The organism is Amycolatopsis sp. DSM 110486 (assembly GCF_019468465.1).
Classification (GTDB): Bacteria; Actinomycetota; Actinomycetes; order Mycobacteriales; family Pseudonocardiaceae; genus Amycolatopsis.
In genome coordinates this window covers 10,838,005-10,860,770 of the sequence record NZ_CP080519.1, presented here as the reverse complement: position 1 = coordinate 10,860,770, position 22,766 = coordinate 10,838,005, and the positions used below count along the sequence as shown (strand labels likewise).

The 22,766-nt window shown below is 73.1% G+C and carries 23 protein-coding genes; 4 read left to right on the top strand and 19 right to left on the bottom strand.

Going from position 1 to position 22,766, the window contains the following annotated elements; all coding sequences use genetic code 11:
* Positions 1-14 precede the first annotated feature (14 nt).
* Genes K1T34_RS52350 through K1T34_RS52340 form a run of 3 tightly spaced genes read right to left on the bottom strand, consistent with a single transcriptional unit; the run spans position 15 to position 2,607 of the window.
* A complete protein-coding gene (locus tag K1T34_RS52350; protein WP_220242177.1) occupies positions 15-497 on the bottom strand; it encodes a hypothetical protein in 483 nt (160 codons plus the stop codon).
* Entirely contained in the window at positions 494-1,924 is a 1,431-nt protein-coding gene (locus K1T34_RS52345) for a HAMP domain-containing sensor histidine kinase (protein ID WP_255638191.1), read from the bottom strand. Before K1T34_RS52345 ends, K1T34_RS52350 begins: the two co-directional genes overlap by 4 nt.
* The gene (locus tag K1T34_RS52340; protein ID WP_304504300.1) at positions 1,921-2,607 is read right to left on the bottom strand and encodes a response regulator transcription factor; all 687 of its coding nucleotides are present in this window, start codon (positions 2,605-2,607) and stop codon (positions 1,921-1,923) included. Before K1T34_RS52340 ends, K1T34_RS52345 begins: the two co-directional genes overlap by 4 nt.
* A gap of 111 nt (positions 2,608-2,718) precedes the next feature.
* Here K1T34_RS52340 and K1T34_RS52335 point away from each other — a divergent pair, with 111 nt between their 5' ends.
* On the top strand, positions 2,719-3,624 hold the full coding sequence (locus K1T34_RS52335) for a phosphatase PAP2 family protein (RefSeq protein WP_220242175.1): 906 nt from the start codon (positions 2,719-2,721) through the stop codon (positions 3,622-3,624).
* 73 nt (positions 3,625-3,697) lie between these two features.
* Complete coding sequence (locus K1T34_RS52330) at positions 3,698-5,089, top strand: pyridoxal-dependent decarboxylase (RefSeq protein WP_220242174.1); 1,392 nt, start codon at positions 3,698-3,700, stop codon at positions 5,087-5,089.
* On the opposite strand, the gene K1T34_RS52325 is transcribed toward K1T34_RS52330, so the two are convergent.
* Together K1T34_RS52325 and K1T34_RS52320 are read right to left on the bottom strand one after the other, a co-directional pair.
* Positions 5,067-6,038, bottom strand: a complete 972-nt coding sequence (locus K1T34_RS52325; protein WP_220242173.1) for a pirin family protein — start codon at positions 6,036-6,038, stop codon at positions 5,067-5,069. The two genes, K1T34_RS52330 and K1T34_RS52325, sit on opposite strands and share 23 nt — an antisense overlap.
* A gap of 124 nt (positions 6,039-6,162) precedes the next feature.
* Complete coding sequence (locus K1T34_RS52320) at positions 6,163-6,618, bottom strand: hypothetical protein (RefSeq protein ID WP_220242172.1); 456 nt, start codon at positions 6,616-6,618, stop codon at positions 6,163-6,165.
* Positions 6,619-6,681: 63 nt separating this feature from the next.
* On the opposite strand from K1T34_RS52320, the gene K1T34_RS52315 reads away from it, so the two are divergent.
* Complete coding sequence (locus K1T34_RS52315; RefSeq protein WP_220242171.1) at positions 6,682-7,500, top strand: alpha/beta fold hydrolase; 819 nt, start codon at positions 6,682-6,684, stop codon at positions 7,498-7,500.
* Between the two features lie 32 nt (positions 7,501-7,532).
* Here K1T34_RS52315 and K1T34_RS52310 read toward each other — a convergent pair whose 3' ends face one another.
* From K1T34_RS52310 to K1T34_RS52275, 8 genes are all read right to left on the bottom strand, one after another.
* Positions 7,533-8,459 carry a Ku protein gene (locus K1T34_RS52310; protein WP_220242170.1) on the bottom strand — a complete coding sequence of 309 codons (927 nt, stop codon included), beginning with the start codon at positions 8,457-8,459 and terminating at the stop codon, positions 7,533-7,535.
* A 62-nt stretch (positions 8,460-8,521) separates the two neighbouring features.
* The gene (locus K1T34_RS52305; RefSeq protein WP_255638190.1) at positions 8,522-8,941 is read right to left on the bottom strand and encodes a DUF6292 family protein; all 420 of its coding nucleotides are present in this window, start codon (positions 8,939-8,941) and stop codon (positions 8,522-8,524) included.
* 184 nt (positions 8,942-9,125) lie between these two features.
* The gene (locus K1T34_RS52300; RefSeq protein ID WP_255638189.1) at positions 9,126-9,500 is read right to left on the bottom strand and encodes a response regulator transcription factor; all 375 of its coding nucleotides are present in this window, start codon (positions 9,498-9,500) and stop codon (positions 9,126-9,128) included.
* Positions 9,497-10,924, bottom strand: a complete 1,428-nt coding sequence (locus tag K1T34_RS52295; protein WP_220242168.1) for a PAS domain S-box protein — start codon at positions 10,922-10,924, stop codon at positions 9,497-9,499. Before K1T34_RS52295 ends, K1T34_RS52300 begins: the two co-directional genes overlap by 4 nt.
* A 43-nt stretch (positions 10,925-10,967) precedes the next feature.
* Positions 10,968-11,357, bottom strand: coding sequence for an ATP-binding protein (locus tag K1T34_RS52290; RefSeq protein WP_220242167.1), 390 nt, complete (start codon positions 11,355-11,357; stop codon positions 10,968-10,970).
* A gap of 71 nt (positions 11,358-11,428) precedes the next feature.
* Positions 11,429-12,079 (bottom strand): response regulator transcription factor, encoded by a 651-nt coding sequence (locus tag K1T34_RS52285; RefSeq protein ID WP_220242166.1) that lies wholly within the window; start codon positions 12,077-12,079, stop codon positions 11,429-11,431.
* Between the two features lie 96 nt (positions 12,080-12,175).
* On the bottom strand, positions 12,176-13,276 hold the full coding sequence (locus tag K1T34_RS52280; protein ID WP_220242165.1) for a glutamate--cysteine ligase: 1,101 nt from the start codon (positions 13,274-13,276) through the stop codon (positions 12,176-12,178).
* 28 nt (positions 13,277-13,304) lie between these two features.
* The gene (locus tag K1T34_RS52275) at positions 13,305-14,498 is read right to left on the bottom strand and encodes a peptidase dimerization domain-containing protein (RefSeq protein WP_220242164.1); all 1,194 of its coding nucleotides are present in this window, start codon (positions 14,496-14,498) and stop codon (positions 13,305-13,307) included.
* 129 nt (positions 14,499-14,627) lie between these two features.
* Between K1T34_RS52275 and K1T34_RS52270 the strand changes: the two genes are divergently transcribed.
* The gene (locus K1T34_RS52270; protein ID WP_220242163.1) at positions 14,628-15,569 is read left to right on the top strand and encodes a hypothetical protein; all 942 of its coding nucleotides are present in this window, start codon (positions 14,628-14,630) and stop codon (positions 15,567-15,569) included.
* A gap of 82 nt (positions 15,570-15,651) precedes the next feature.
* Here K1T34_RS52270 and K1T34_RS52265 read toward each other — a convergent pair whose 3' ends face one another.
* The 6 genes from K1T34_RS52265 to K1T34_RS52240 all read right to left on the bottom strand — a co-directional run bounded on the left by K1T34_RS52265 (position 15,652) and on the right by K1T34_RS52240 (position 22,735).
* Entirely contained in the window at positions 15,652-16,611 is a 960-nt protein-coding gene (locus K1T34_RS52265) for an aromatic acid exporter family protein (RefSeq protein ID WP_220242162.1), read from the bottom strand.
* A gap of 332 nt (positions 16,612-16,943) precedes the next feature.
* Positions 16,944-17,684 (bottom strand): TetR/AcrR family transcriptional regulator, encoded by a 741-nt coding sequence (locus K1T34_RS52260; protein WP_220242161.1) that lies wholly within the window; start codon positions 17,682-17,684, stop codon positions 16,944-16,946.
* 123 nt (positions 17,685-17,807) lie between these two features.
* Entirely contained in the window at positions 17,808-19,301 is a 1,494-nt protein-coding gene (locus K1T34_RS52255; RefSeq protein ID WP_220242160.1) for a pyruvate, phosphate dikinase, read from the bottom strand.
* A complete protein-coding gene (locus tag K1T34_RS52250) occupies positions 19,298-20,107 on the bottom strand; it encodes an SDR family oxidoreductase (protein WP_220242159.1) in 810 nt (269 codons plus the stop codon). Before K1T34_RS52250 ends, K1T34_RS52255 begins: the two co-directional genes overlap by 4 nt.
* Entirely contained in the window at positions 20,104-21,525 is a 1,422-nt protein-coding gene (locus K1T34_RS52245) for an aldehyde dehydrogenase family protein (RefSeq protein WP_220242158.1), read from the bottom strand. The genes K1T34_RS52250 and K1T34_RS52245 overlap by 4 nt, the downstream gene beginning before the upstream one ends.
* Positions 21,518-22,735: a cytochrome P450 gene (locus K1T34_RS52240; protein ID WP_255638188.1), complete on the bottom strand. Its 1,218-nt coding sequence runs from the start codon at positions 22,733-22,735 to the stop codon at positions 21,518-21,520. Before K1T34_RS52240 ends, K1T34_RS52245 begins: the two co-directional genes overlap by 8 nt.
* Positions 22,736-22,766 lie beyond the last annotated feature (31 nt).

The window sequence follows — 22,766 nt, the reverse complement described above, 5'->3', positions numbered from 1 at the left end:
CTTCTGTCAGCGGCTCAGAAGGTGCAGAGCGTCGGACCGATGCGTGAATCGGGCGTGACCACCGAAACGCCGCGCAGGTCCACGGGCAGCCCCGCCGCCGACATCGCGGCGACGGTGGTGCAGACCACTTGGTCCACGCCGAGGTAGAGCGGCTTGATCGAGAACGGGATGGACACCGTCGGCGGCACGCTGCTGGTGTCGATCGTGACCTGGCCGTCGCCGGGGAACAGGAGCGAGTAATACCCGCTCTTCTGCTCGACCGGGCTGGGGCCCTGGAACAGCTCGTTCACCGCCAGCTCCGGCGACACCGGGCTGCCCCAGCTGCGCACGACGGGGGCGAGCTGGCCGTCGACCAGGAAGTAGAGCGTCAGCTGGTTCGCACGGGCGCCGGGGCCGACCGCGGTCGGGGCGGGGCCGGCGGGCACGACGACGGTGGGCTGGATGCCGCACGCGCTCACGAGCAGGAGCACGGCGAGCGCGGTCACGAGCTTCTTCATCGCGCCTCTCCGGGCCGGGGGTGGCGGGGCAGCCACAGGGTGAACCGCGCGCCGGAACCGGTGTTGGCGGCCTCGACGTCGCCGCCGTGCAGCCGGGCGTTCTCCCGCGCGATGGACAGGCCGAGCCCGCTGCCCTCCGAGCGCGCCCGCGCCGAGTCGGCCTTGGTGAAGCGGTCGAACACGTGGGGCAGCACGGCCGCGGGGATGCCGGGACCGTGGTCGGTGACCTCCAGCGTCACGGTGTGCGCGTCGGCGGCCAGGTGCACCTCGACCGGCGGTTCGCCATGGCGCAGGGCGTTGCCGACGAGGTTCGCGACCAGGATGTCGAGCCGGCGCGGGTCGACGGTCGCGACGACGCCGGCCGGCAGGTCGGTGACGATCCCGTCGTCGGCGGTCCAGCCGCGCGCGGCGAGGCTGTCGGTCACGCCCTGCGCCACGTCCCACGCCTCCAGCCGCAGCTCGGCGCGCCCGGCGTCGAACCGCGAGATCTCCACCAGGTCCTGCACGAGCCGGGTCAACCGGCGCGTTTCGGTCGACACCAGGCGTGCGGCGACGGCGGTGTCTGCGGGCAGCTGCTCGGCGTCCTCGTCGAGCACGTCGGTCACCGCGTTCATCGCGGCCAGCGGGGTGCGCAGCTCGTGGGAGACGTCGGCGACGAAGCGGCGCGCGTCGGCTTCCATCTCCCGCAGCGTGCCGACGGTGCGTTCGAGCTCTGCCGCGGTGCTGTTGAAAGTGGTCACGAGCTGGGCCAGCTCGTCGGAACCCTTGGCGCGCAGGCGGACGTCGAGCTGCCCGTGGCCGAGCTTGCGCGCCGCGGTGTTCAGCGCGCGCACCGGGCGCAGCACCTGCCGGGCGGCCAGCAGCGCCAGCGCGACGGCGATCGGCAGCGCCAGCGCGGCCGTCTGCCACGCGCGGGTGGCCAGCTGGTCGATCGCGGTCTGCTGGGCGGCCAGCGACACCATCGAGTAGACCTCGACGCCCGTGTGCGCCACCCCGTTGTCGCCGCGCTGCAGCACCGGCATCCCGACCATCAGAAGCGGGGTGTCGCCCTTGATCACCCGCTTGAACTGGATCGTGCCGCCGGCGGCGACCTCCTCGCGCAGGTCGGCGGGCAGCTCCGAGGGGTCGAGCCCCGACCGCGAACGGAGGTCCCGGTAGACCGCGACGGTGGTGCCCTTGAGGTTGTCGGCGAGGTTGTCGAGCTGGCGCTGGACCGGCGGCAGCGTCATCTGCGGCAGGTACGCGGTCACCTGGTCGCGCAGCTGGACCATGGCCGGGTCCTGCACGCCCTGCAGGATCGTCGTACGGGCCGTCACGTAGCTGGCGCCGGCCGCGGCGGCCGCGCCGACCAGGGTCATCGCCGCGAAGGACAGCACCAGCCGGGGCCGCAGCCCCGAGAGCCACGGCCGCAGCCGCGGACGCCTCACGAGCGGCCGAACCGGTAGCCGAAGCCCCGCACGGTCTGGACGTGGTCGGGCCGCGCCGGCACGTCCTCGATCTTGGACCGCAGCCGCTGCACACAGGCGTCGACCAGGCGGGAGTCGCCGAGGTAGTCGTGGTCCCACACCGCGGTGAGCAGCTGCCGGCGGCTGTACACCTGGCCCGGCGTGCGGGAGATCTCGAGCAGCAGCTTGAGCTCGGTCGGCGTGAGTGCCACCTGCTCACCGCGCTTCTTCACGAGCATGCCGGCGCGGTCGATCACCAGCTCGCCGTGGCGTTCGACCTCGCCCGCGCGCGCGTCGTGATCGCCGACCGCGCGACGCAGCACGGCGCGGATCCGCGCGTCGAGCACGCGCGGTTGCACCGGCTTCACCACGTAGTCGTCGGCGCCGGCCTCCAGGCCCGCGACCACGTCGAAGTCGTCGCTGCGCGCGGTCAGCATGATGATGGGCACCTCGCCCAGCGCGCGCATCCGGCGGCACGTCTCGAACCCGTCCATCCCGGGCAGCATCAGGTCGAGCACCACGATGTCGGGCAGGTTCTTGCGGACCAGGTCCAGCCCCGCCTCGCCCGAACCGGCGGTGTGCACCACGTGGCCCTGCCTGCGCAGGGCCAGCTGGAGTCCTTCCCGTACGGCCGCGTCGTCCTCGACCACCAACACCTCTGCCACCCCGGCCATTATTCGGAAAACCGCAGCGTGGGGCGAACCGGGGCGATCTTGTAGCAAAACCATGACACGGCACTGACCCGACCGCTAAATCTCGCGCCGAGACTCGGGTCCATGGCAGTGACGTTCCCCGAGGCACCCCCGATCACCCCGTCCGGCTCCCCGCGCCACGCGATCGAGGCGCGGACACCGTCGCGCACCGTGCTGCTCGTCGCGAGCGCGGTGGGCTGCGCGGTCGCGTTCCTCGTGGCGTACCTGCTCTTCGTGCGCACGGCGGCGGGCCAGGAGGCGGAGAACGGCGTGGTGCACAGCGCACAGGCCACCGACCCGTCCACTGTGGACTGGGCGGTGCCGTTGCGCGACGTGGACCTCGTGGTGCTGCTCGGCGCGGTCGCCGTGCTGGTCCTCGCGCTGGCGTTGGTGCGGCGCCGGTTCGCCCTGGGCGTGACGGCGCTGGTGCTGCTCGCGACCCCGCTGGTCGCCGCGCAGCTGCTCAAGATCTACGTGCTCGACCGGCCCGCCACCCTCGATGGTTACGCGGTCGCGAGCCACAACAGCTTCCCGAGCGGGCACGTCAGCGCGGCGACGGCGGTGCTGTTCGCGCTGGCGGTGGTGCTGCCCGCACGGATGCGCACCTGGGTGCTCGCCGTGGGTTCACTCGGCGTCGCCTGGGTCGCCGCGGCGACCGTCGCGCTCGGCTGGCACCGGCTTTCCGACACCGTGGGCGGCTGCCTGCTCGTGGCCGCCGTGGTGTGTGCCGGCGCGGCGGTCGTCTCGGCCCGGCGGCCCGACGGGCGGCGGGTCCCGGTGCCGGCCACGGTGGCGGCGCTGGCGGGCCCGACGGTCGTGGTGCTCGCCGGTTTCGCGGTGCTGGCCTCGGCCACGTCGGAGTCGGCGCAGTTCGTGGCCGCTCTGGTGCTGGCGGGCGTATCGGCCGTGGCGCTGGTGCTGCTGGTCGCCGGTCCGCTGCGGAAGGTGAACTTCGACCCGGGGCGGGCACGGACGCGCCTGAGCCGCTGAGCGGACCAGTTCCGGAGGATTGGCCTGCGACGGGCGTGGCCGCGCGCGGCTAGGGTCGCCGCAGGAGGTGGCTGTGTACTCGAAGCTGGCCGAAGACCTCGACGGCCTGCCCGCGCTGCTCGATGCCGCGCGTGAGCAGGCCGGCGAGCTGCTCGCGGGGGTGGCGGACCGTCCGGTGGCTGTGCCGCCGGGGACGTTCGAGCCCGCCGAGCTGCCGGAGGACGGGGTGGGCGCGCGGGCCGCGCTCGCGGAGTTCGGGCGCCGCTGGGCGCCAGGGTTTGCCGCGAGCGCCGGGCCGCGGTACCTGGGCTTCGTCACGGGTGGCGCGACCCCCGCGGCGGTGGCCGGCGACTGGCTCACGGCCGCGGCGGACCAGAACCCCGTGTCGTCGCTGGATTCCTCGGCTTCGGACCTCGAACGCGAGACGGTCGGCTGGCTCGCGAAGCTGTTCGGGCTGGGGTCCGAGTTCAGCGGCGCGTTCGTGTCCGGCGCGACGATGTCCAATGTGGTCGGTCTGGCGATCGGGCGCGAGTGGCTGGGGGAGCGGCTCGGCGTCACGGTCGCCGACGCCGGGGTTGCCGCACTCGGCCCGGTCGAGGTGCTCAGCGGGTCACCGCACTCCAGTGCGCTCAAGGCGATGTCCGTGCTGGGCCTGGGCCGCTCGGCCCTGCGGCCGGTGACCGTGCAGCCCGAGCGGGAGGCCGTGGACGTCGAGGCGCTGGACCGGGAGCTCGCCGAGCTGGGCGGGCGGCCCGCAATTGTGATCGCCAACGCGGGCACGGTGAACACCGTCGACTTCGACGACCTGCGGGCGATCGCGGCGCTCAAGGCGAAGTACCCGTTCTGGCTGCACGTCGACGCCGCGTTCGGCGGGTTCGCCGCGCTCTCGCCCGAGCACGCGGGGCTGGTCGAAGGGCTGGAGCTGGCCGACTCGGTGTGCGTCGACCTGCACAAGTGGCTCAACGTGCCCTACGACTCGGCGATCCAGTTCAGCCGCCGGCTCGACCTGCAGGTGCGCGTGTTCCAGAACTCGGCGGCCTACCTCGGCCACCCGGGCGACAACCCGGACTTCGTGCACCGCACGCCCGAATCGTCACGGCGGCTGCGGGCGCTGGCCGCGTGGTGCACGCTCGCCGCGTACGGCCGGGCCGGGCACCGGGAGATCGTGGAACGCTGCGTCGCGCACGCCCGGGACCTCGGCGACCGCCTGGCGGAGACGCCGCAGTGGCGGCTGCTCGCGCCGGTGCGGCTCAACGTCGTGTGCTTCACGCTGGCCGAGAATCCGACGCAGGAGCGCATCGACGCCGTGGTGCGCGCCGTCGCCGCCGAGGGCGAGACGTTCGTGACGCCGACGGTCTACGCGGGCGTGCCCGCGCTGCGGGCCGCGTTCAGCAACTGGCGGACCGGGCGCGAGGACGTGGACCGGATCTTCGCGGCGCTCGTCAGGGGTTGCGGCGCGGCTTGATCCGCACGTTGGGCAGGACCGGCGCGGGTAACCGCGCGGGGTCGCCCGGCACCTCGGGGATCGCGCCGAACTGCGGTGACTGGGCCTGCCAAGCTTCGCGGTACTCCACGATCTCCTCGTGCGTGCGGGCCACGAAGTTCCACCACATCACGATCTCCTCGCCGAACGGCGGCCCGCCGAGCAGCATCACGCGCGCCCGGCCTGCGCCGGTGTTCGCGAGCTCGAGGGTGGCGCGGCCGGTACCCAGGTAACCGAGGTCGGTGCTGTGCAGGGCCGAACCGGCGAAGGTGACCTCGCCGGTGTCGACGAGCACGCCGTGTTCGTACTCGCGGTCGACGTCGAGCGTCACACGAGCGCCGGGCTCCAGGACCAGCTCCGCGCCGAGCAATGGCGTGAACGTCTTGACCGGTGACGTCTCACCGGCGAGTGTGCCGAGGAAAACGCGCGCGGTGGCGCCGCCGAGGTCGGTGGCGGGCGGGGCGTAGTGCTGGAAGTCGCGCTCGGCGTGGCGGTGGGCGTCGGGCAGCGCGACCCACAGCTGCACGCCGTGCAGCGTGGTGGTCTCCGGCGTCGACACCTCGGAGTGGCAGATGCCGTGGCCGCCGGTCATGAGGTTCAGCTCGCCCGGGCGGATCATCGCGTGGGACCCGAGGCTGTCGCGGTGCTCGATCTCGCCGGCGAACAGCCAGCTCACCGTCTGCAGGCCGGTGTGCGGGTGCGAGCCGACGGACATGCCGCCGGTCGCGCGCGGGTCGTCGGGCCCGTAGTGGTCGGCGAAACACCAGGCGCCGACGAGCGAACGCTTGCGCTGCGGCAGCGTGCGGCGCACCTTCATCGCGCGCGGCCCGCCCAGCGGCACGTCCCGCGCGCCGAGCACTTCGACCCCGCCGTGGCCGGCCGCGTCGTCCCCGCAGTCCAGGACGGGTGGCTCGGTCTCGACGTTGCTCATCCTGGTGCCTCCACTCGCGCGGTCGGTTCACCGAAACCTTAGCGGGAAGGCTTGTGCCGCGTCGTTTCCGAGGCGCTGCAGGTTCAAGCGGTGGGTTCGCGCGGTGGGGGTTCGAGACGGTGGCTCAGTCCGAGGAGTTCGGGGTGGCTTCGTGGCCCGGCAGCCCGGGCGTGCGGCTCTCGCGCTTCACACGGGCCTCGGCGAGGTGGCGGACTCCGCGGGTGAGCTCGCGCACGCGCGTCTCGTGGTCGTGGAACGCCCGGTAGTACGTGGTGTCGTACTCCTCCACGATCTGGAACGTCCAGCGCCCGTGCAGCACATTGCGGCCCAGCAGGTGCTCGGTGAGCCGGTCGGCGTGCGTGGCGTGGCCCGCGTCGCGCAGCATGGTGATGCCGTCGGCGAGCTTGCGGTCCGCGGCGCCGGTGAGCTGGTGGAACTCGTAGAGGTGACCGCGAGCGATCTCGACGGTCTCCAGCGCCTCGGTGATCTTGCCGACCGCGTCCAGCGTCGCGCGGTCGGGTTCGAGGTGCTCGGCCGCGGTGTCGTCGAGCCGGAGGTCGGGGTGCGCGTCTGAGTCCATACCTCGCGAGGTACCCCGTGAACGCCGTTCCCTCACGCGCGCGGGCCGCTAGAGTCGCGGCGCATGGGGACCTCACACGATCTGACCCTCGCCGGCGACCGCGTGCTGCGCGTGCACGACAGCGGCCGCGGCGACGCCCTCACGGTGGTCTGGCTCCACGGCACGCCGCAGACCGGAGCGCTGCTGGCACCGGTCCTGCAGGCCGCGGACGCCCGCGGGATCCGGGTCGTCTCCTACGGCCGCCCGGGCTACGGCGGGTCGAGCACGGTGCCGGGCCGCACCATCGGGTCCGCGGCCGAGGACGTGCGCCTGGCAGCCGACGCGCTGGGTCTCGGCCGCTTCGCGGTGGTCGGCGCTTCGGGCGGCGGGTCGCACGCGCTGGCGGCCGCCGCGCAGCTGCCGGACCGCGTCACCGCGGCCGTGGCACTGGCCGGGGTCGCGCCGTACACCGAGGACTTCGACTGGTTCGCCGGCATGGCCGACCCGACTTCGCTGCGCGCGGCCCGCGAAGGCCGCGAAGCACGGATGGCCCACGCGCTCACGCACGAGTTCGACCCGGAGAGCTTCGTCGCGACCGACTGGGCGGCGCTGGAAGGCGCGTGGGGACCGCTCGGCGCAGACGCCGGGGAAGCCGGCGGCGCGGGCCACGACGGAGAGGTCGACGACGACGTCGCCTACGCGTCCGGCTGGGGCTTCGAGCTCGCCGACGTGCGCACGCCGGTCCTGCTGGTGCAAGGCGGTGCCGACCGCGTGGTCCCCGCGTCGCACGCACAGCACCTGCTGGCCCACCTGCCCGACGCCCAGCTGTGGCTGCGGCCCCGCGACGGGCACATCTCGGTGCTCAACGCGCTGCCCACCGCGCTCGACTGGCTGCTCGCGTAACCCCGGTAACTCCCGGTGTCCTCCGAGGACGGTCAGGACGCTTCTTCCAGCGCCCGTTCCAGATCCGCGCGCTTCATCTTCGAGCGGCCCTTGATCTCGCGTTCCTTGGCCAGCTCGTCGAGCTCGGCCTTCGTGAGGTCCGCGAGCTGCGGCCCCTTCTCCTTCTTGCCGCGCCGCTTCCCGTTCTTCACGCTGCGCTGCAGGGCCTCGAACAGGTCGACCACCTTCGTCGGCTCCGCGGCTTCGGTGGCCGGCGTGACCTTGTCGCCCTTGCGCTTGGCCTCGATCAGCTCGTGGACGCGGTCGGTGAACGTGTCGCGGTAGTCCTCGGGCCGCCAGTTCTCCGTCAGGGCCTCGATGAGGTCCACGGCCATGTCGAACTCCTTGCCGCGCGCCGGCGCCTTCTCCGGCAGGTCCGGCAGCGACTTCTCCCGGTCCCGCAGGTCCGCGGCGAAGTGCAGCGTGTCGAGCAGCATCACCCCGTCGCCGGCCCGCACGAGCGCCAGGTACTCGCGCCCGCGCAGCACGAACTTGGCCACGCCCGCCTTGTCGGTCTTCGCCATCGCCGCCAGCAGGAGCGAGTACGGCTTGTCGTAGTCGGAGCCCGCGGGGGCGAGCCAGTAGGTGCGGTCGAAGAACATCGGGTCGATGTCGGCGAGGTCGGCGAACGCCTCCACGTCCAGCGACTTGCTGCGCCCGGGGGCGATGTCGTCGAGCTCCTCGGGCTCGACCAGCACGTAGTCGCCGTCGTCGAGCTCGTAGCCCTTCACGATCTCGGCCAGCTCCACCTCGTCGCCGGTGCGCTCGTTCACCCGCCGGTAGCGGATGCGGTCGCTCGTGCCGCGCTCGAACTGGCGGAAGTGCACGGTGTGGTCCTCGATCGCGCTGTAGAGCCGCACCGGCACCGTCACCAGGCCGAGGGTCAGCGAGCCGCTCCAGACGGGCCGTTTCGGTGCCATGACGCACTCCTTTCCCGACCGGGGACTACCCGCTTTCGCCCGCACCGACGCATCGCCCCGCGTCAGGCCAGGCGTTCCAGCAGCTCGTCGTGCCCGCCCGCGCGGCGCAGCTTGCGCGGGTCGGGGCGGCCGAGGGAGTGGTCGGCCGCGCGCAGCGCCCCCAGGAAGCGCTCGACGGCGGCGGGCTCGGCGAGCACGTCGTCACCGTCGAGGTAGGCCAGCACGATCAGGTCCTCCCCGCACGAGGCCTCGATCGCCGCCGACCAGCCGTGCACCTCGTCCCACAGCAGCGCCAGGTCCCGGTCGGGGAACCGCTCGAGCCGCCGGTCGAGGGCGACGTAGGCCGAGACGGGCACGTCGAGGTCGACCGTGCAGGACTCCAGTCCCACGCCGACCGCGGCGGCGACCCGGGCGAGGTAGCCGCGCAACGCGCGGTCGAAGCCGTGGTCCACGCCGAGGTCCGCATCCACGAAGCTGCTCACGACGGACACCCTCTCTGTCGCCGGGGAAGGGGATCGCCCAGGGGCGAGCATCGGCTACCCGGTTCCGGGTCGCGTCACACCCCACTTTCGGGTGAATTTCCTGCCACACGGGCGATCCGGCGCAAAGTGGCTCCGATCGGACGCACGCCGGTCCCGGCGACCGGAACCCCTCGTGAGCGCGCGGCTACCGTCCGGCCAGCCGCCGCACCGCCGCGACGATCTCGCGGTTCGGCACACCCTTCGCGAGGTACTCGACGGCGCCCGCGCTCTCCATGGAGGCCATGGACGCGTGGTCGGAGTAGGCGGAGAACGCGAGCACCGCCGTCCCCGGGCAGCGGGCCGCGATCTCACGCGCGGCGTGGGCCCCGCCTCCGCCGGGCATGCGCACGTCGAGCACCGCGACGGCGGGCCGGTGGCGCTCGGCGAGCGTGATCGCGTCTTCGGCGTCGCGCCCGACTCCGACGACCTCGATGTCGGGCTGGTCGTCGAGCACCTCGCGCAGGGCGTCGCGGATCATGTCGTCGTCGTCGCTGATCACGACGCGCAGGGGGCCGGTCACCGCTGCTCGTCCGGGGCACTCGGCAGCCAGAACTCCACGGTCGTCCCTTCACCGGGTTCGCTGGACATCGACCACCAGCCGTGGGCCGACTCGGCGCGTTCACGCATCTCGATCAGCCCGAAGTGGTCGCGGCCGGGGTCGGTACCGGTGACGGCGGTGCCGACCCCGTCGTCGGTCACGCGGAACAGCGTGCCCCTGTCTACTGTGGACAACGAAACCTCCACTCGCGACGCGCGGGCGTGCTTGTGCACGTTGGTGAGCGCTTCCTGGCAGATCCGGTACCCCGTCACGGCGGCTTCCGAGGTGGGCTCGGCCGTGAGGCCTTGGTGCAGCGTGTACTCCAGCCCCCAGCCGGGCAGGACCTCTTCGAGGTGACCGGTGAGCGCGACCACGAGCCCGTGGCGGTCCAGATCCGGCGGACGCAGCCGGGAGACGAGCGTGCGCAGCCGGCCCACCGCCGCGCGCACCGACTCGTCGAGCGCGTGCACGCCCTCGCGGTGCTCCTCGGGCAGCCGGTCGGCCAGCAGCTGCAACCGCATGCCGACGGCGACCATCGACTGGATCGAATCGTCGTGCACGTCCCACGCGATGCGCCGCCGTTCCACCTCCTGGGCGTCCACGAGGTGCCCGACCAGCCGGCGCCGCTGAACCAGGGCTTGCTCGGCGGTGCGGTGTTCGGTCATGTCGCGGGTGACTTTGCCGAAGCCGCGATGGGTTCCGGTGTCGTCGAACAGGGCGGTGATGACGACGTTGGCCCAGAACCGGGTGCCGTCCTTGCGCAGGCGCCAGCCTTCGTCTTCGAGCCGGCCTTCGGCGAGCGCGGTTTCGAGTTCGCGTTCGGGTTTGCGGGCGGCGATGTCCTCGGCGGGGTAGAACACGGAGAAGTGCCGGCCGATGATCTCGTGGGCGCGGTAGCCCTTGATGCGCTGGGCGCCGGCGTTCCAGCTGATGATGTGGCCGCCGGTGTCGAGCATGAAGATGCCGTAGTCGACCACGTCCTGCACCAGCAGGCGGAAGCGCTCCTCGCTCTCGCGCAGGGCTTGTTCGGCGGCACGGCGTTCGGTCATGTCGCGGGTGACCTTGCCGAAGCCGCGGTGTTTTCCCTCGTCGTCGAACAGTGCGGTGATGACGACGTTGGCCCAGAACCGGGTGCCGTCCTTGCGCAGGCGCCAGCCTTCGTCTTCGAGCCGCCCTTCGGCGAGCGCGGTTTCGAGCTCGCGTTCGGGCTTGCGCGCGGCGATCTCCTCCGGCGGGTAGAACACGGAGAAGTGCTGCCCGATGATCTCCTCGGCCCGGTAGCCCTTGATGCGTTCGGCGCCCGCGTTCCAGCTGACGACGCGGCCGGTCGGGTCGAGCATGAAGATCGCGTAGTCGAGAACGCCGCGCACCAGCATGCCGAGGTCGTCGCCGGCGGGTTCGTCCATGCCCCAACTCTGCCCCATCCACGTCAGCGGAGCAGCTTTTGGCTCACGCGCGAGGAGTCCGGCCCAGCTCACACCAGACGACCTTCCCTCGTGCACAGGGCGCGACGCCCCACTCGAGTGAGAGCTCCTGCACCAGTCGCAGGCCCCACCCGCCGTCCGGGCCGGGCGGGCGGGTCGCGGGCAGCGCCGGGCTTTCGTCGGCGACTTCGAGCCGCACCACGGCGTCGCCGTACTTGAGCCGCAGCACGGGTTTCCCCTCGCCGTGCTGCACGGCGTTGGTGGCCAGCTCGGTCACGATCAGCAGGGCGTCCTCGGCGACGGCGCCGAAACCCCAGCCGGTCAGAGTCGCTCGGGTGAAGTCGCGCGCGAGCGCGAGACCGGCCACCGACTCGGGCAGCGCGCACTCGGCATCGACGGGCGCAGGGACCTCCACGTCGCCACTCTGCGCGAAACGCCCATCGTGTGGCAGACGCAGATCAACACCGCGTCACTGACGCAGGTGCATCAATCGAGCAGGCCCTCACGCCGTGCGAGGGCGACCGCTTCGAGCTTCGAGCGCGCGCCGAGCTTCTCCAGCACGCGCTGCACGTGGTTGCGCGTGGTGTTGCGGGTGACGCCGAGGCGGTCGCCGATCTCCTCCGTGCTGGCGCCTTCCGCGAGCAGCTGCAGCGTCTCGCGCTCGCGCGCGGTCAGCGCCGAGCCGTTGCCGCGGGCCCGGCCGGTGAGCCGGTCGAGCACGCCGGGCAGGAGGGCGGCGTCGAACACGACCTCGCCCTCGGCGACGCGCTGCACGGCCGACTCCAGCTGGTCCAGCGGCGCGGACTTGAGCAGCAGCCCCTGGCCGCCGGCCTCGGCCACGCGCGCGGCGACGGCCGCGGTGGCGTCGCCGGTGAGGACGAGGACGCGCGAGCCCAGCGCGGCGAGGTCGCCGATCGCGGCCACGGCGTCGCCGTCGGGCAGACGCCGGTCGAGCACCACGACGTCCGGCCGCAGCCGGGCCGTGTCGGCTGTCGCGGCCTCGCGCGAGCTGGCGCGCCCGACCACGGAAATCGCGGGGGAGCGTTGCAGGGCGAGCTCGAGAGCCTGGGCCACCATGTCGTGGTCTTCCACGAGCAGCACCCGAACCGGGCCGGCGGGCCGGGGCTCGACAGGCATGTTCCTGCCTTTCCTCTGGGGCCGGGGACTGGGGCGGGACTTGAAAGCTGAACACTCATCGTAACCGTGTGTGGGCGCGGCCACCGTCCGGGCGGGTCAGGCCGTTGCCGGTCTCGGTTCTGCGGCGCCCACGGCGAACTGGTCGACGACGTCGGCGGCGTTCTCCCGCTCGGCGAAGAGCCGGCGCTGGCGGTCGGCTCCGCCGCCGTCGCGAGCGAGCCGCGCGAGGCCTTCGCGGACGAACTCGGTGTCCCCGGCAGAACGGAGCGCGGGCGCGCAGAACTCGGCCAGCCGTTTGAGCACCTCCACCGCAGGCAGCAGGTCGCCGGTGGCCGGGTTGGGGCAATGGCCCATGACGCCTTCGCGGGCGGCGCGCCAGAGCTGGCCGCGCAGCACCTCGTTGGACAGGTGCGGGGGATCGCCGGCGTCGAGCACCGTGGCCACGAGCGCGCGGCACAGCACGGCGAGCAGCGTGGCCTCTTCGGCGGTGGCGGCGACATCGGCGACGCGGAACTCGATCGTCGGCTGCTCCTCCGAGAGGCGCACGTCCCAGTAGACCATCCCGCGGTCGAGGATCGCGCCCGCGCGCAGCCACGCGTCCACGACGCCCTCGTAGTCGGCGTGCGAGGCGAAACGCGGCGGGGGCCCGGCCGAGGGCCAGCGCGCCCATTCCTGGTTGCGCCAGCTGCAGTACTCGGTGTCGATGCCGTCCGCGATCGCCGAGTTGGCCGTGACGGTGAGCAGCGCGGGCAGCCACGGCCGCACGTGCCCGAGCACTCGCGTGCCCGCCTCCGGGTCGGGCACGGCGACGTGGACGTGGCAGCCGCAGGTGAGCGTGGTGCGCGCGGTGGCGCCGAAGTGCGCGGCCATCCGCCGGTAGCGCGGGGTCGCGGTGATGGCCGGGAGCTCACCGGCGGAGACGGGCGGGCTCGCGCAGGGGAGGATCCGCAGCCCGCGCCGGTCGGCCGCGCGGGCGAGCGAGGTGCGCATCGCCCGCAGCTGCTCGACGGCTTCGTCGCCGGTCACGCAGATGCCGGTCGCGGTCTCGGCCTGCGACTTGGTGAGCTCCTGCTGGAGATCTCCCACGCCGCTGTCGCCGGCCGAGTCCAGCACGGCTTCGGCCGCGTGCACCGGGCGTCCCCGGGCGTCGACGACGAGGAACTCTTCTTCGATCCCGAAGGTGAGCACGTCGGCCATGGTGGTCCTTTCCGAGTCCGTGTCGGGGTCAGCCCGTGCGCTCGGCGCGGGCCTGGTCGGCGAAGCAATCCCACGCCTGGCTCACCAGCGCCGGGTGCGCCAGCAGGTCCACAGTGGTCCTGCCGAGCGCCGCGGCCGCCGCGAGGAGCACCGAACGGGCCCGCGGGGACGCGGCCGCCGCGGCGAACTCCGGCGTGCGCTCGGCGTGGCCGGGGTCGAGGATCGCGACGAAGGGGTGGATCGTGGGCACCTTCAGGCTGACGTCGCCGACGTCGGAGGAGCCGGGGAACACACCCGGGTCCGGCGGCGTCGCGTGGATGCCGCGCGCGGCGAGGTGGCGGGCGAAGTGGGCCGACAGCACGGGGTTGTCGCGGAAGTTCGCGCAGCCGGCGCCGAGCCGGTCGGTTTCGGATTTCGCGCCCGTGGCCAGGGCCGAGCCCTCGGCGCACGCCGTCACGTCGGACACCAGTTTTTCGAGCGCGGCGGTGGTCGGCGCGGACAGCCCGAACCACGCCTCGGCCAGGTCGGGCACGACGGCGGTGGACTCGCCGCCGCGCGTGATGATGCCCTGCACGTGGAAGCCGGCGGGCAGCCGCGACTGCAGTGCCGCGACGGCGGTGAAGGTCTGCACGAGCGTGGCCACCGCGTCGACACCGCGGCGCGGTACGGCGGTCGGGTGCGCGGCGCGGCCGTGCACGGTCACTCGCACATCGGTACGGGCGGTCAGCGGCGCCCACGTCCAGGAGTGCGTGCCGGGGTGAAAAACCAGTGCCGCGTCGACGTCGTCGAACACCCCGGCGGCGGCGAGGGCGGCCTTGCCCGTGGCCGGTTCCGCGGCGGGGCAGCCGACGACGAGGATCGAGCCGCGTTCGTCGCCGATGACGGCCCGCGCGGCAAGCGCGGCCCCGAGTCCGGCGGCCGCGACGAGGTTGCGCCCGCTCGCGTGCCCGAGGCCGGGCACCGCGTCGTACTCCAGCAGCAGCGCCACGCACGGCCGGGTTTCGCCGTGGCGCGCGGTGAACGCCGTGGGCAGGTCCGCCACGCCGCGCTCGACGGCGAAGCCCGCCTCGGCCAGCTCGCCGGTCAGCGCGTGGACGGCCTCGTGCTCGGCGTTCGCCGGCTCGGGGTCGGCGTGCAGCGCGCGGGCGACCGACCACAGCCTCTCGTCCAGCCGCTCGATCTCCTCGTCGACCCGCTCGTGCCGGGTTTCGTCCGCCTCCATATGCCACAAATACCCACCCGGGTCCGATTCGATACGGGCGGGGTCCGCGAGTGGGTAATTCGACCGTGTGCCCGGCGCGGTCGGTGGGGAATTCTCGACGGGAAAGCAACCGAGTCGGACGGAGCAGGCATGACAGCGGGAAGCTACCGGGTGAGCTCGCCCGAAGTGTCGTCGATCGTGAAAAACGTGGAGAGCCTGGGCTCCTCGGCGTTGTCCTCGACGCGCGACCTCGAGTCACTCGTGATCGACGCGCTCTCGTTCGCCGGGATCGGCAGCGGGGTGGCCGCGGCGAACTCGACGCTGCAGTCGCAGCTGGTCTCCTCGCTCGGCAAGTTTGTGAACCTCATCGGCGAAGTCAGCGGCAAGGTGCAGTCGGCGGTGCAGGGGTACACCGACGCCGACACGGCCGTGGCGCAGGGGCTTGGTGGCGGTACCCAGGCTGCTGCTGGTGGTGGCGCGGCCGCACCGGCTGCCGCACCGGCCGCCGCTCCGACGCAGCTGGACGACCGCGTCGTCGACTCGATCATGCGGTCGGAAGGCGCGACCGGCGAGCAGGGCGGCGTGCCCGAGGTCTACGGCTTCCGCCAGAACATGCACAACGGCTACGACGAGATCATGGCCGCGCGCAACCAGTACGGCATCGGCAGCGCCGAGGAACACGCCGTCGTCGCGCGCCTCATGTCGGCCAACGCCCGCACGTCCGGCGCCCTCGACTTCACCGACCCCGGCACCCAGGCCGCCGTGATGTCCGGCGCGCACATGCGCGGCGGCGGCGGCGTGCGCGCCATCCTCAACCACATGGGCGGCGCCGACATCGTCCGCAGCGCGGGCACCCTCGACCCGGCTGCCGTCCAGCACATCCAGGGCCTCACCCCCGAGCAGTTCCAACAGGACTTCCACGACGCCCGCATCGAGTACGACCGCCAGGTCTACGGCGCCACGACCACCACGCAGGGCGGGCACACCCAGAACTGGTGGGAGCGCTACGGCAACGGCCTCACACAGCGTTACGACCGCGAACAGCAGGAGTTCCTGGGGTTCTCGCAGCCTGCTCAACCGCCGGCACAGTAGGTGTTCGACACCCCACCGACCCCCACCGCGAGATCGCCGGCTCAAAGGAGATCTCGCACGCCCCGGCGGAGCCGGGGCCAAATTACAGCTCGCGCAGGAGGGCGGCGATGCGCCGCAGCGGTCGGCGAGCGACCGCGCCGAGGCGGGTGCCGTCGGTTTCGACGTTGTGCAGGATGGCGGCTTCGGCGGTGGCCAGGGCCGACGGGTCGGGCGTGCCGTTGAGGACGGCGGTCACGGCGTCGGAGAGGGGGCCCGCGACTTCGGACGTGTCGGTCGGTTCGCCGCGGGCGGTGAGTTCAGTGGTGTCCTCGAAGTGGATGCGCACGAGGGTGCCGATGTCGGCGGCGGTGCGGGCGAGGGGCACGAGGGCGGCGAGATGGTCGGTCTCGGTGCGGCGCCACCACGGGTGGGAACGCACGGCTGTCCGCGCCAGGGCGAGCTTTCCGGGCAACGCGCGGGCGCGGGTCTCGATCGCTCGCACCGCTTCTTCACTGGCCGGCGCCCGGATGTTCTGCGCCAGCTCGGCCGCGGTCTCGTGGAGTTCTTTCACGAACGTGCGGGCCGGGTTCGCGGGCAGCAGCAGGGGCGCGAGCACCACGGTGACCCCGGCGCCGACGGCCGTTTCCCACAGGCGCGACACCGCGTAGGAGTCCGGGTCGGTGCTGGCGAACACCAGCAGCGCCGACACGGCGACCTGGATGTTGAGCGTGCCGCCGATCCGCAGCACGATGCCCACGGCGAGCGCCAGGGCCAGCACGAGCGCGAGCGCCCCGGCGGAGGGCTGGACCACGCGCAGCACGAGGATCCCGATCGACAGCCCGCACACCACGCCGGCCAGGCGCGCCAGGGACACGTTGAACGTCGAATACGGGGCGTCCCGCATGGACACCAGTGGCACGATCACCGCGTACACCGGCGGCTGCCGCGCACCCAGCCACACGCAGATCTGCCACGCCACGGCCGCCGTCACCACGATCCGCAGCGCGAACGGACCGTCCGCGCGCAGCAGCTCGCCCACGCGACGGGTGAGGACTCCGGTCATCGCCCCATCCTCGGGCCGGGCTCCGAATCCGTCCAGCCGGTGGACAGGCGAGCCGCGGAGCTTCACCGCTCGCGGCGCTCGCCGGCAGCCGAAAGGCCGGGCCGCTCCCGGCCACCGCCGGGAGCGCACCGCGCGCGGGCGACCTCACCGACCGCGGTGGGCCGGCCGGGCAGCGCAGGGCCGGGCCGGGTCGGGCAAGTGCCGGGCATGGCATGGCATGGCGAGTTCACCCGCAGTGGCGCAATCCACCCGCGAGATCGCGCCGGCTTCTGGACTGAGCGATTTTCGCGCGGCCCCTGGGCCGCGCGAAAATCGGGAGGGAAGAAGCCGGCTTAAAGCGATCTCGCACGCCCCGGCGAAGCCGGGGCAGAAGATACAGCCAGAGATCGGTACCAGATCTGGCCGATCACCTCGCCGAGGTCCTGGATGCGCTCGGGGCGCGGGGTGACGAGCAGGAGTCCGATGTGGACGTAGGCCATCTGCTCGATCATCGACCCGAGCGCCTCGGCGTGCAGTTCGTAGTCGGTTTCCTCGATCACGCCGCTCTCGTGCAGCCGTCGCAGCCAGCGTTCGGTGCGGTGCACGAACCCGGAGCGCACCTGCAGCCACAGCTTCAGGAACCCCTCGTTCTCGCTCGCCGCCGCGGCTTCACGCATCACGCGCAGGAGGTGGCGGTTGCGCGCATACGAGTGCAGGTACGCGATGGTCTGCTCCACCAGGTGGTGCTGTTCGTCGCCGGAGCGCGGCGCGGTGGCCGACGCGGCGGCGAGCTCTTCCAGTGCCGGCTGCAGGGCCGCGAGGAAGATGTCGTCGAGGCTGGTGAAGTGGCGGTAGAAGTTGCCCTGCGCGGTGTCGGCCCGGTTGGTGATGTCCGAGACGCGGGTGCGCGTGTAGCCGTACTCGGAGAAACACGCCGTGGCGGCCTGGACGAGCTTGTCCCGGGTCTGCGCACCGCGTTTGTTGGGGCGCTTGTCCACGGTGTCGGGCTGCAGCGCGGCGATCAGCTCGCGGACGCGCACGCGCGCGGCCTCCGCCCGGTCCTCGCTGGTCGTTTCCTGCGTGCTACTGCTCATCTTCTGCTCACCCAACCGGTCATTCGCGTCCGCCGACCTTACTGTGCCGATCGTTACTAATCCGACCACAGTCACGGCCGAATGGCTTCGCGGCAACGGTTACGTGCCGCGCGGGGGGTCGGCCTACTTTTTGGCCGGATCAGTACTGTGCACCAGCGCGAGCAGCTCGGGCAGCGCGCCGTCGCCGCCGGTCCGCGCGGCGGCCCACTCCGTGAGCGTCGCCGCGGGTCCGTCGGAGGTCTTCCCCGCTCCGCTCGCCCGGTCGCCGTCGAGCACCGCGCCGGTCGTGCCGTCGACGGTCACGACCCGCCCGCGCAGCGCGTCGAGGGTGCCGTCGCCGCAGCCGACCACGCACGGGATGCCCGCCTCGCGGCACACGAGCGCCGCGTGGGAAGTCGACCCGCCGTGCTCAGTCACGACGGCGACCGCGGCGAACATCGCCGGCACGTCCTCCGGGGAAGTGAACGGCCGCACGAGCACCACCGCGGTCCCCTCGTCGGCGGCGTCCAGCGCTTCGTCAGGGTCGGTCACGACCTGGCCCACGCCGAGGCCGGGTCCCGCGCCGGTGCCGCGGGCCAGCTCGACGCCCTCGGCCGCGCCGGCCGTCTCCAGCAGCTGCGTGGCCTGGGCCGGGGTCACGCGCGTGAGCGCCGTGTCGGTGTCGATCAGGCCTTCGCCGACGAGGTCCACGGCGATGCGCGCCGCCGCGCCGGGCGTGCGTTTGCCGGCCCGGGCCTGCAGCACGTAGAGCGTGCCGGACTCGATCGTGAACTCCACGTCGACCATGTCGCGGTACTCGCGCTCCAGCACCCCGGCCAGGCGAAGCAGCTCACGGTGGTTGCCCGGCTGCGTGCGCGCCAGCTCGTCGAGCCGCGCCGGGGTGCGTTCGCCGGACACGACGTCCTCGCCCTGCGCGCGGGCCAGCCACTCACCGTAGACGCCGGGCTCACCGGTGCCGGGGTCGCGGCTGAACAGCACGCCGGTGCCGGACTCGGCGTCGCGGTTGCCGAACGCCATGGCCTGCACGGTCACGGCCGTGCCGCCGAGATCGGTGATGCCGTGGTGCTCGCGGTAGCTCACCGCGCGCGGCGAGAACCACGAGCGGAACACGGCGCCGATCGCCGCGCGCAGCTGCTCGCGTGGGTCCTCGGGCGGCGGGCCGCCGACGATGCCGGAGTACGAGCGCTCGAACCGCTCCCAGGTGTCGGCTGCCCACGCGGGGTCGCCCGACTGCTCGGCCAGAGCGTCGCGCAGCTCCCGCGTCAGGCCGAGGTTGAGGACGGTGTCCATCATCCCGGGCATGCTGCGGGCGGCGCCGGAGCGCACGGAGACCAGCAGCGGCCAGCCCGGTCCGCCGAAGCGGCGGCCGGTCCGCGCCTCCAGGTGCGCCAGGTGGTCGAGGACCCGCGCCCAGACGTCGTCGGGCAGCGTGCCGCCCGCGTGGTAGGCGGTGCAGACGTCCACGGTGATCGCGAACGCCGGCGGCACCGGCAGGCCGAGCGAACGCATCCGGTTGAGGCTGTGGGCCTTGCCGCCCACGAGGTCGCGGCCCAGCGGGCGCGTGCCGTCGAGGGGGAGCACGGTCTCGGTCGACTCGGGAGGCGCCGTGGTGGTCACCGGGTGGTCCTTTCGGTGCTGGGCTCGGCGGTGCTGGCTAGGGGCGCCGCGGCCAGGTGCGTGCGCGCGGCGGCCAGGCCGCCTTCGACGGGCAGGTCGATGCCGTTGACCCAGGAGGCCGCGGGGCTGAGCAGGAACGCGGCCGCTGCGGCAATTTCGCCGGGTAACCCGTGCCGCCCGACCACCGCGCCCGCGCGGTCGATCGACTCGGCGCCCATCGACTCGCGGAAGTCGGCCAGGATCGGCGTGTCCACGGGGCCGGGGCTCACGCTCACCGCGCGGGCGCGCGGCAGCAGCCGGGCGGCCAGCCGCGCGCTCCACGCGACGAGCGCGGCTTTCGACGTGTCGTAGGCGGCAGCGCCCGACAACGGGTACTCCGCGAGCCAGTCCGCCAGCTCGACGTCACTGTCGACAGTGCACAGCCGGTCGAGGGCTTCGGCCGGGAGAGTGTTGCGGTGGGCGGCGATGGACGCCACCGTCACCACGGCGCCGCCCTCGGCCAGCCGCGGCAGCAGTGCGTCGGTGAGCACACGGGTGCCGACCACGTTCACCGCGAGCACCGTGGCGGCGGGCGCGGTGCCGGGCACTCCGGCGACGTTCGCGATGCCGTCCAGCTCGGTGACGCTCGCCGCGACCTCGCGCACGGCGGCGAAGTCGGTGAGGTCCACCCGCAGGGCCCGGTCGACGGGCACGGGGATCTCGGCGCGGTCGACGCCGATCACGGCCACGCCGTCGTCGGTCAGCTGCCGGGCCAGCGCGAGGCCGACGCCGGACGCGGCGCCCGTCACGAGGATCCGGCGCGTCATCGCAGCACCGCCTGCACCGCGGTGAGGTCGGTGATGCCCTCGGCGCCGAGCTCCCGGCCGTAGCCGGAGGACTTCCGGCCGCCGAACGGCACGCCGGGGCGCTCGCGGGTGCGCACGCCGTTGATCTTGACCTGGCCCACGCGCAGCGTCCGCGCGAAGCTCTCGGCCCGGTCGGGGTCGGCCGACCAGACCTCGGCGGACAGGCCGAAGTCGCTGTCGTTCGCGACCGCGGTGGCTTCCGCCTCGTCGGTGTAGGACTGCACGACGAGCACGGGACCGAACACCTCCTGGCGCACCAGCGGATGCCGGGCGTCGAGTCCGAAGTAGACGCGCGGGCCGACGAAGAACCCACGCGAGGGCAGCAGTTGCAGTGGTGGCGTCACCGCGCGGTCGTCGCCGGCGGTGTCGAGCAGGTGGCGCACCCGGTCGCGCTGGCGAGCCGAGGCCAGCGGCCCGAACGTGGTGGCCGGGTCACGCGGGTCGCCGGCGACCACGGCGTCGAGCGCGTCGATGACGAGGGCTTCGACGTCGGCGAGCGTGCTGCGCGGCACCACGATCCGCGTGGTCGCGTTGCACGCCTGGCCCGAGTTCACGAGCCCGCTCTTCACCGCCGCCGGAACGGCGCGCGCCAGATCCGCGTCCGGCAGCAGCACCGCGGCCGACTTCCCGCCCAGCTCCAGCGTGGTCGACGCGGTGTGCCCGGCGGCGAGCGCGGCGACCGCCTGCCCGGCCGGGACGCTGCCGGTGAAGGTCACGTGGGCCACGCGCGGATCGGCCACGAGCGCCTCACCGGTGACCGGCCCGGTGCCTTGCACGACCGAGAACACCCCCGGCGGGAAGCCCGCTTCCAGCGCGGCGGCCGCGATGAGGTTCGCGTCGAACGGCGTGGCCTCACTCGGCTTGAGCACTACGGTGTTGCCCGCGGCGAGCGCGGCGCCGACCTTCGCGATGATCTGGTGCGCGGGCATGTTCCACGGCGTGATCGCGCCGACCACGCCGAGCGGCACGCGGTGCAGCTGGGCGCCGTCGATCTTCTCGGTCCAGCCGAATGCCCGCGTGGCCGTGGCGAACGCGCGCAGCACCCGCGGCGGCAGATCGCCCTGGCTCGCCGTCGCGAGCGTGGCGGGCATGCCCATCTCGCGCGTGATCAGCGCCGCCAGCTCGCCCGAGCGAGCTTCCAGCAGGTCGGCCAGCCGGTCGAGCAGGTCCGCACGATCGGCCGGGCCGGTCCGTTCCCACGCCGGGAGCGCCGCCTCCGCCGCAGCGACGGCCTCGGCGGTGAGACCAGGGCCGGCTTCGGCCGTCTCGCCGATGGGCTGCTCGGTGTACGGGTCGACGACGGGGATCGCGGGGCCGTCGGGCGTCCGCCACTCACCGCCGACGAGGCAGGCCGCGCGCCCCAGCCACTGCTCAGCCACGGTCGCTCACCAGCCGCACCTGCAGCCGCTTCACGCCGCGGAAGAAGTTGCTGCGCAAGCGTTCCGGCGGGGCCTGCACGTCCACGCGCAGGCTGCGCTCGCGCAGGCGCCGCAGGAACAGCTGCGCCTCCAGCCGCGCGAGGTGCGCGCCGAGGCAGGCGTGCACGCCCCAGCCGAAGCCGAGGTGCTCGTTGGGCGTGCGCTCGGCGCGGAACTCGTCGGGCGCGGCGAACACCGTCTCGTCGCGGTTGCCCGAGGCGAACCACAGCACCACTTTCTGCCCGGCCTGGATCGTGCGGCCGTGCAGCTCGACGTCGCGCGTCGCGGTCCGGCGCATGCACAGCACCGGCGACACCCAGCGCACCATTTCTTCGACCGCACCCGGGATCCGGTCCGCGTCGGCGCGTAGCGCGGCCCACTGATCCGGGAACGCGCCGAACGCGATCATCCCGCCTGTGAGCAGGTTCCGCGTGGTCTCGTTGCCGGCGACCATGAGCAGCAGGTAGTACGCGTCGAGCTGGCCGCGGTTGAGCGGCTCGCCGCCCGGCGCGGCGTGGGCGAGCACGCTCACCAGGTCCTCGGCCGGGGTCGCCCGCCGTTGCGCCTCCAGCTCGTGGAAGTACGAGAAGATCTCGTCGCGCGCCCGGGCGGCGGTCTCCGGGCCCGTGCTGTACTCCGGGTCGTCGGACGCCATCTGGTTGGTCCAGCGCTGCATGTGCGGGCACGCCTCGGGCGGCGCGCCGAGCAGGCGGCCGATCACCAACAGCGGCAGCTGGGCGGCCACCGTATGCACGAAGTCGAACGTGCCGCCCTGGGCCAGCGCGGTGTCGAGCAGTTCGTCGATGACCGTGACGATGTCGCCCTCGAGCGGGCGGACCTTCGCGGGCCGCACGTGCGGCACCACGAGCTTGCGCAGCGCCCCGTGGCGCGGCGGGTCCATGTTGTGGATGCTGGGTTCGCCGTGCCCCTCGGCGCGGCGGTCCGGGATCTGCGTCCCTTCGGCGGAGGAGAAGCTCTCGTGGTCGGCGGCGATGCGCTTGATGTCCGCGTACCGCGTCACCGACCAGAATCCACGGCCGCCGGGTTCGTCGTTCCAGTGCAGCGGATCGTGCTCACGCAGCTCGCGGAACGCCTCGTGGTCGGAGCCCGATGCGAACAGGTCCAGATCCATGAGGTCGACGGCTGTCGCGCCGGACGTCTGTTCGGACACCGCTGTCCCTTCTGTCGCGCCTTGCTGGATT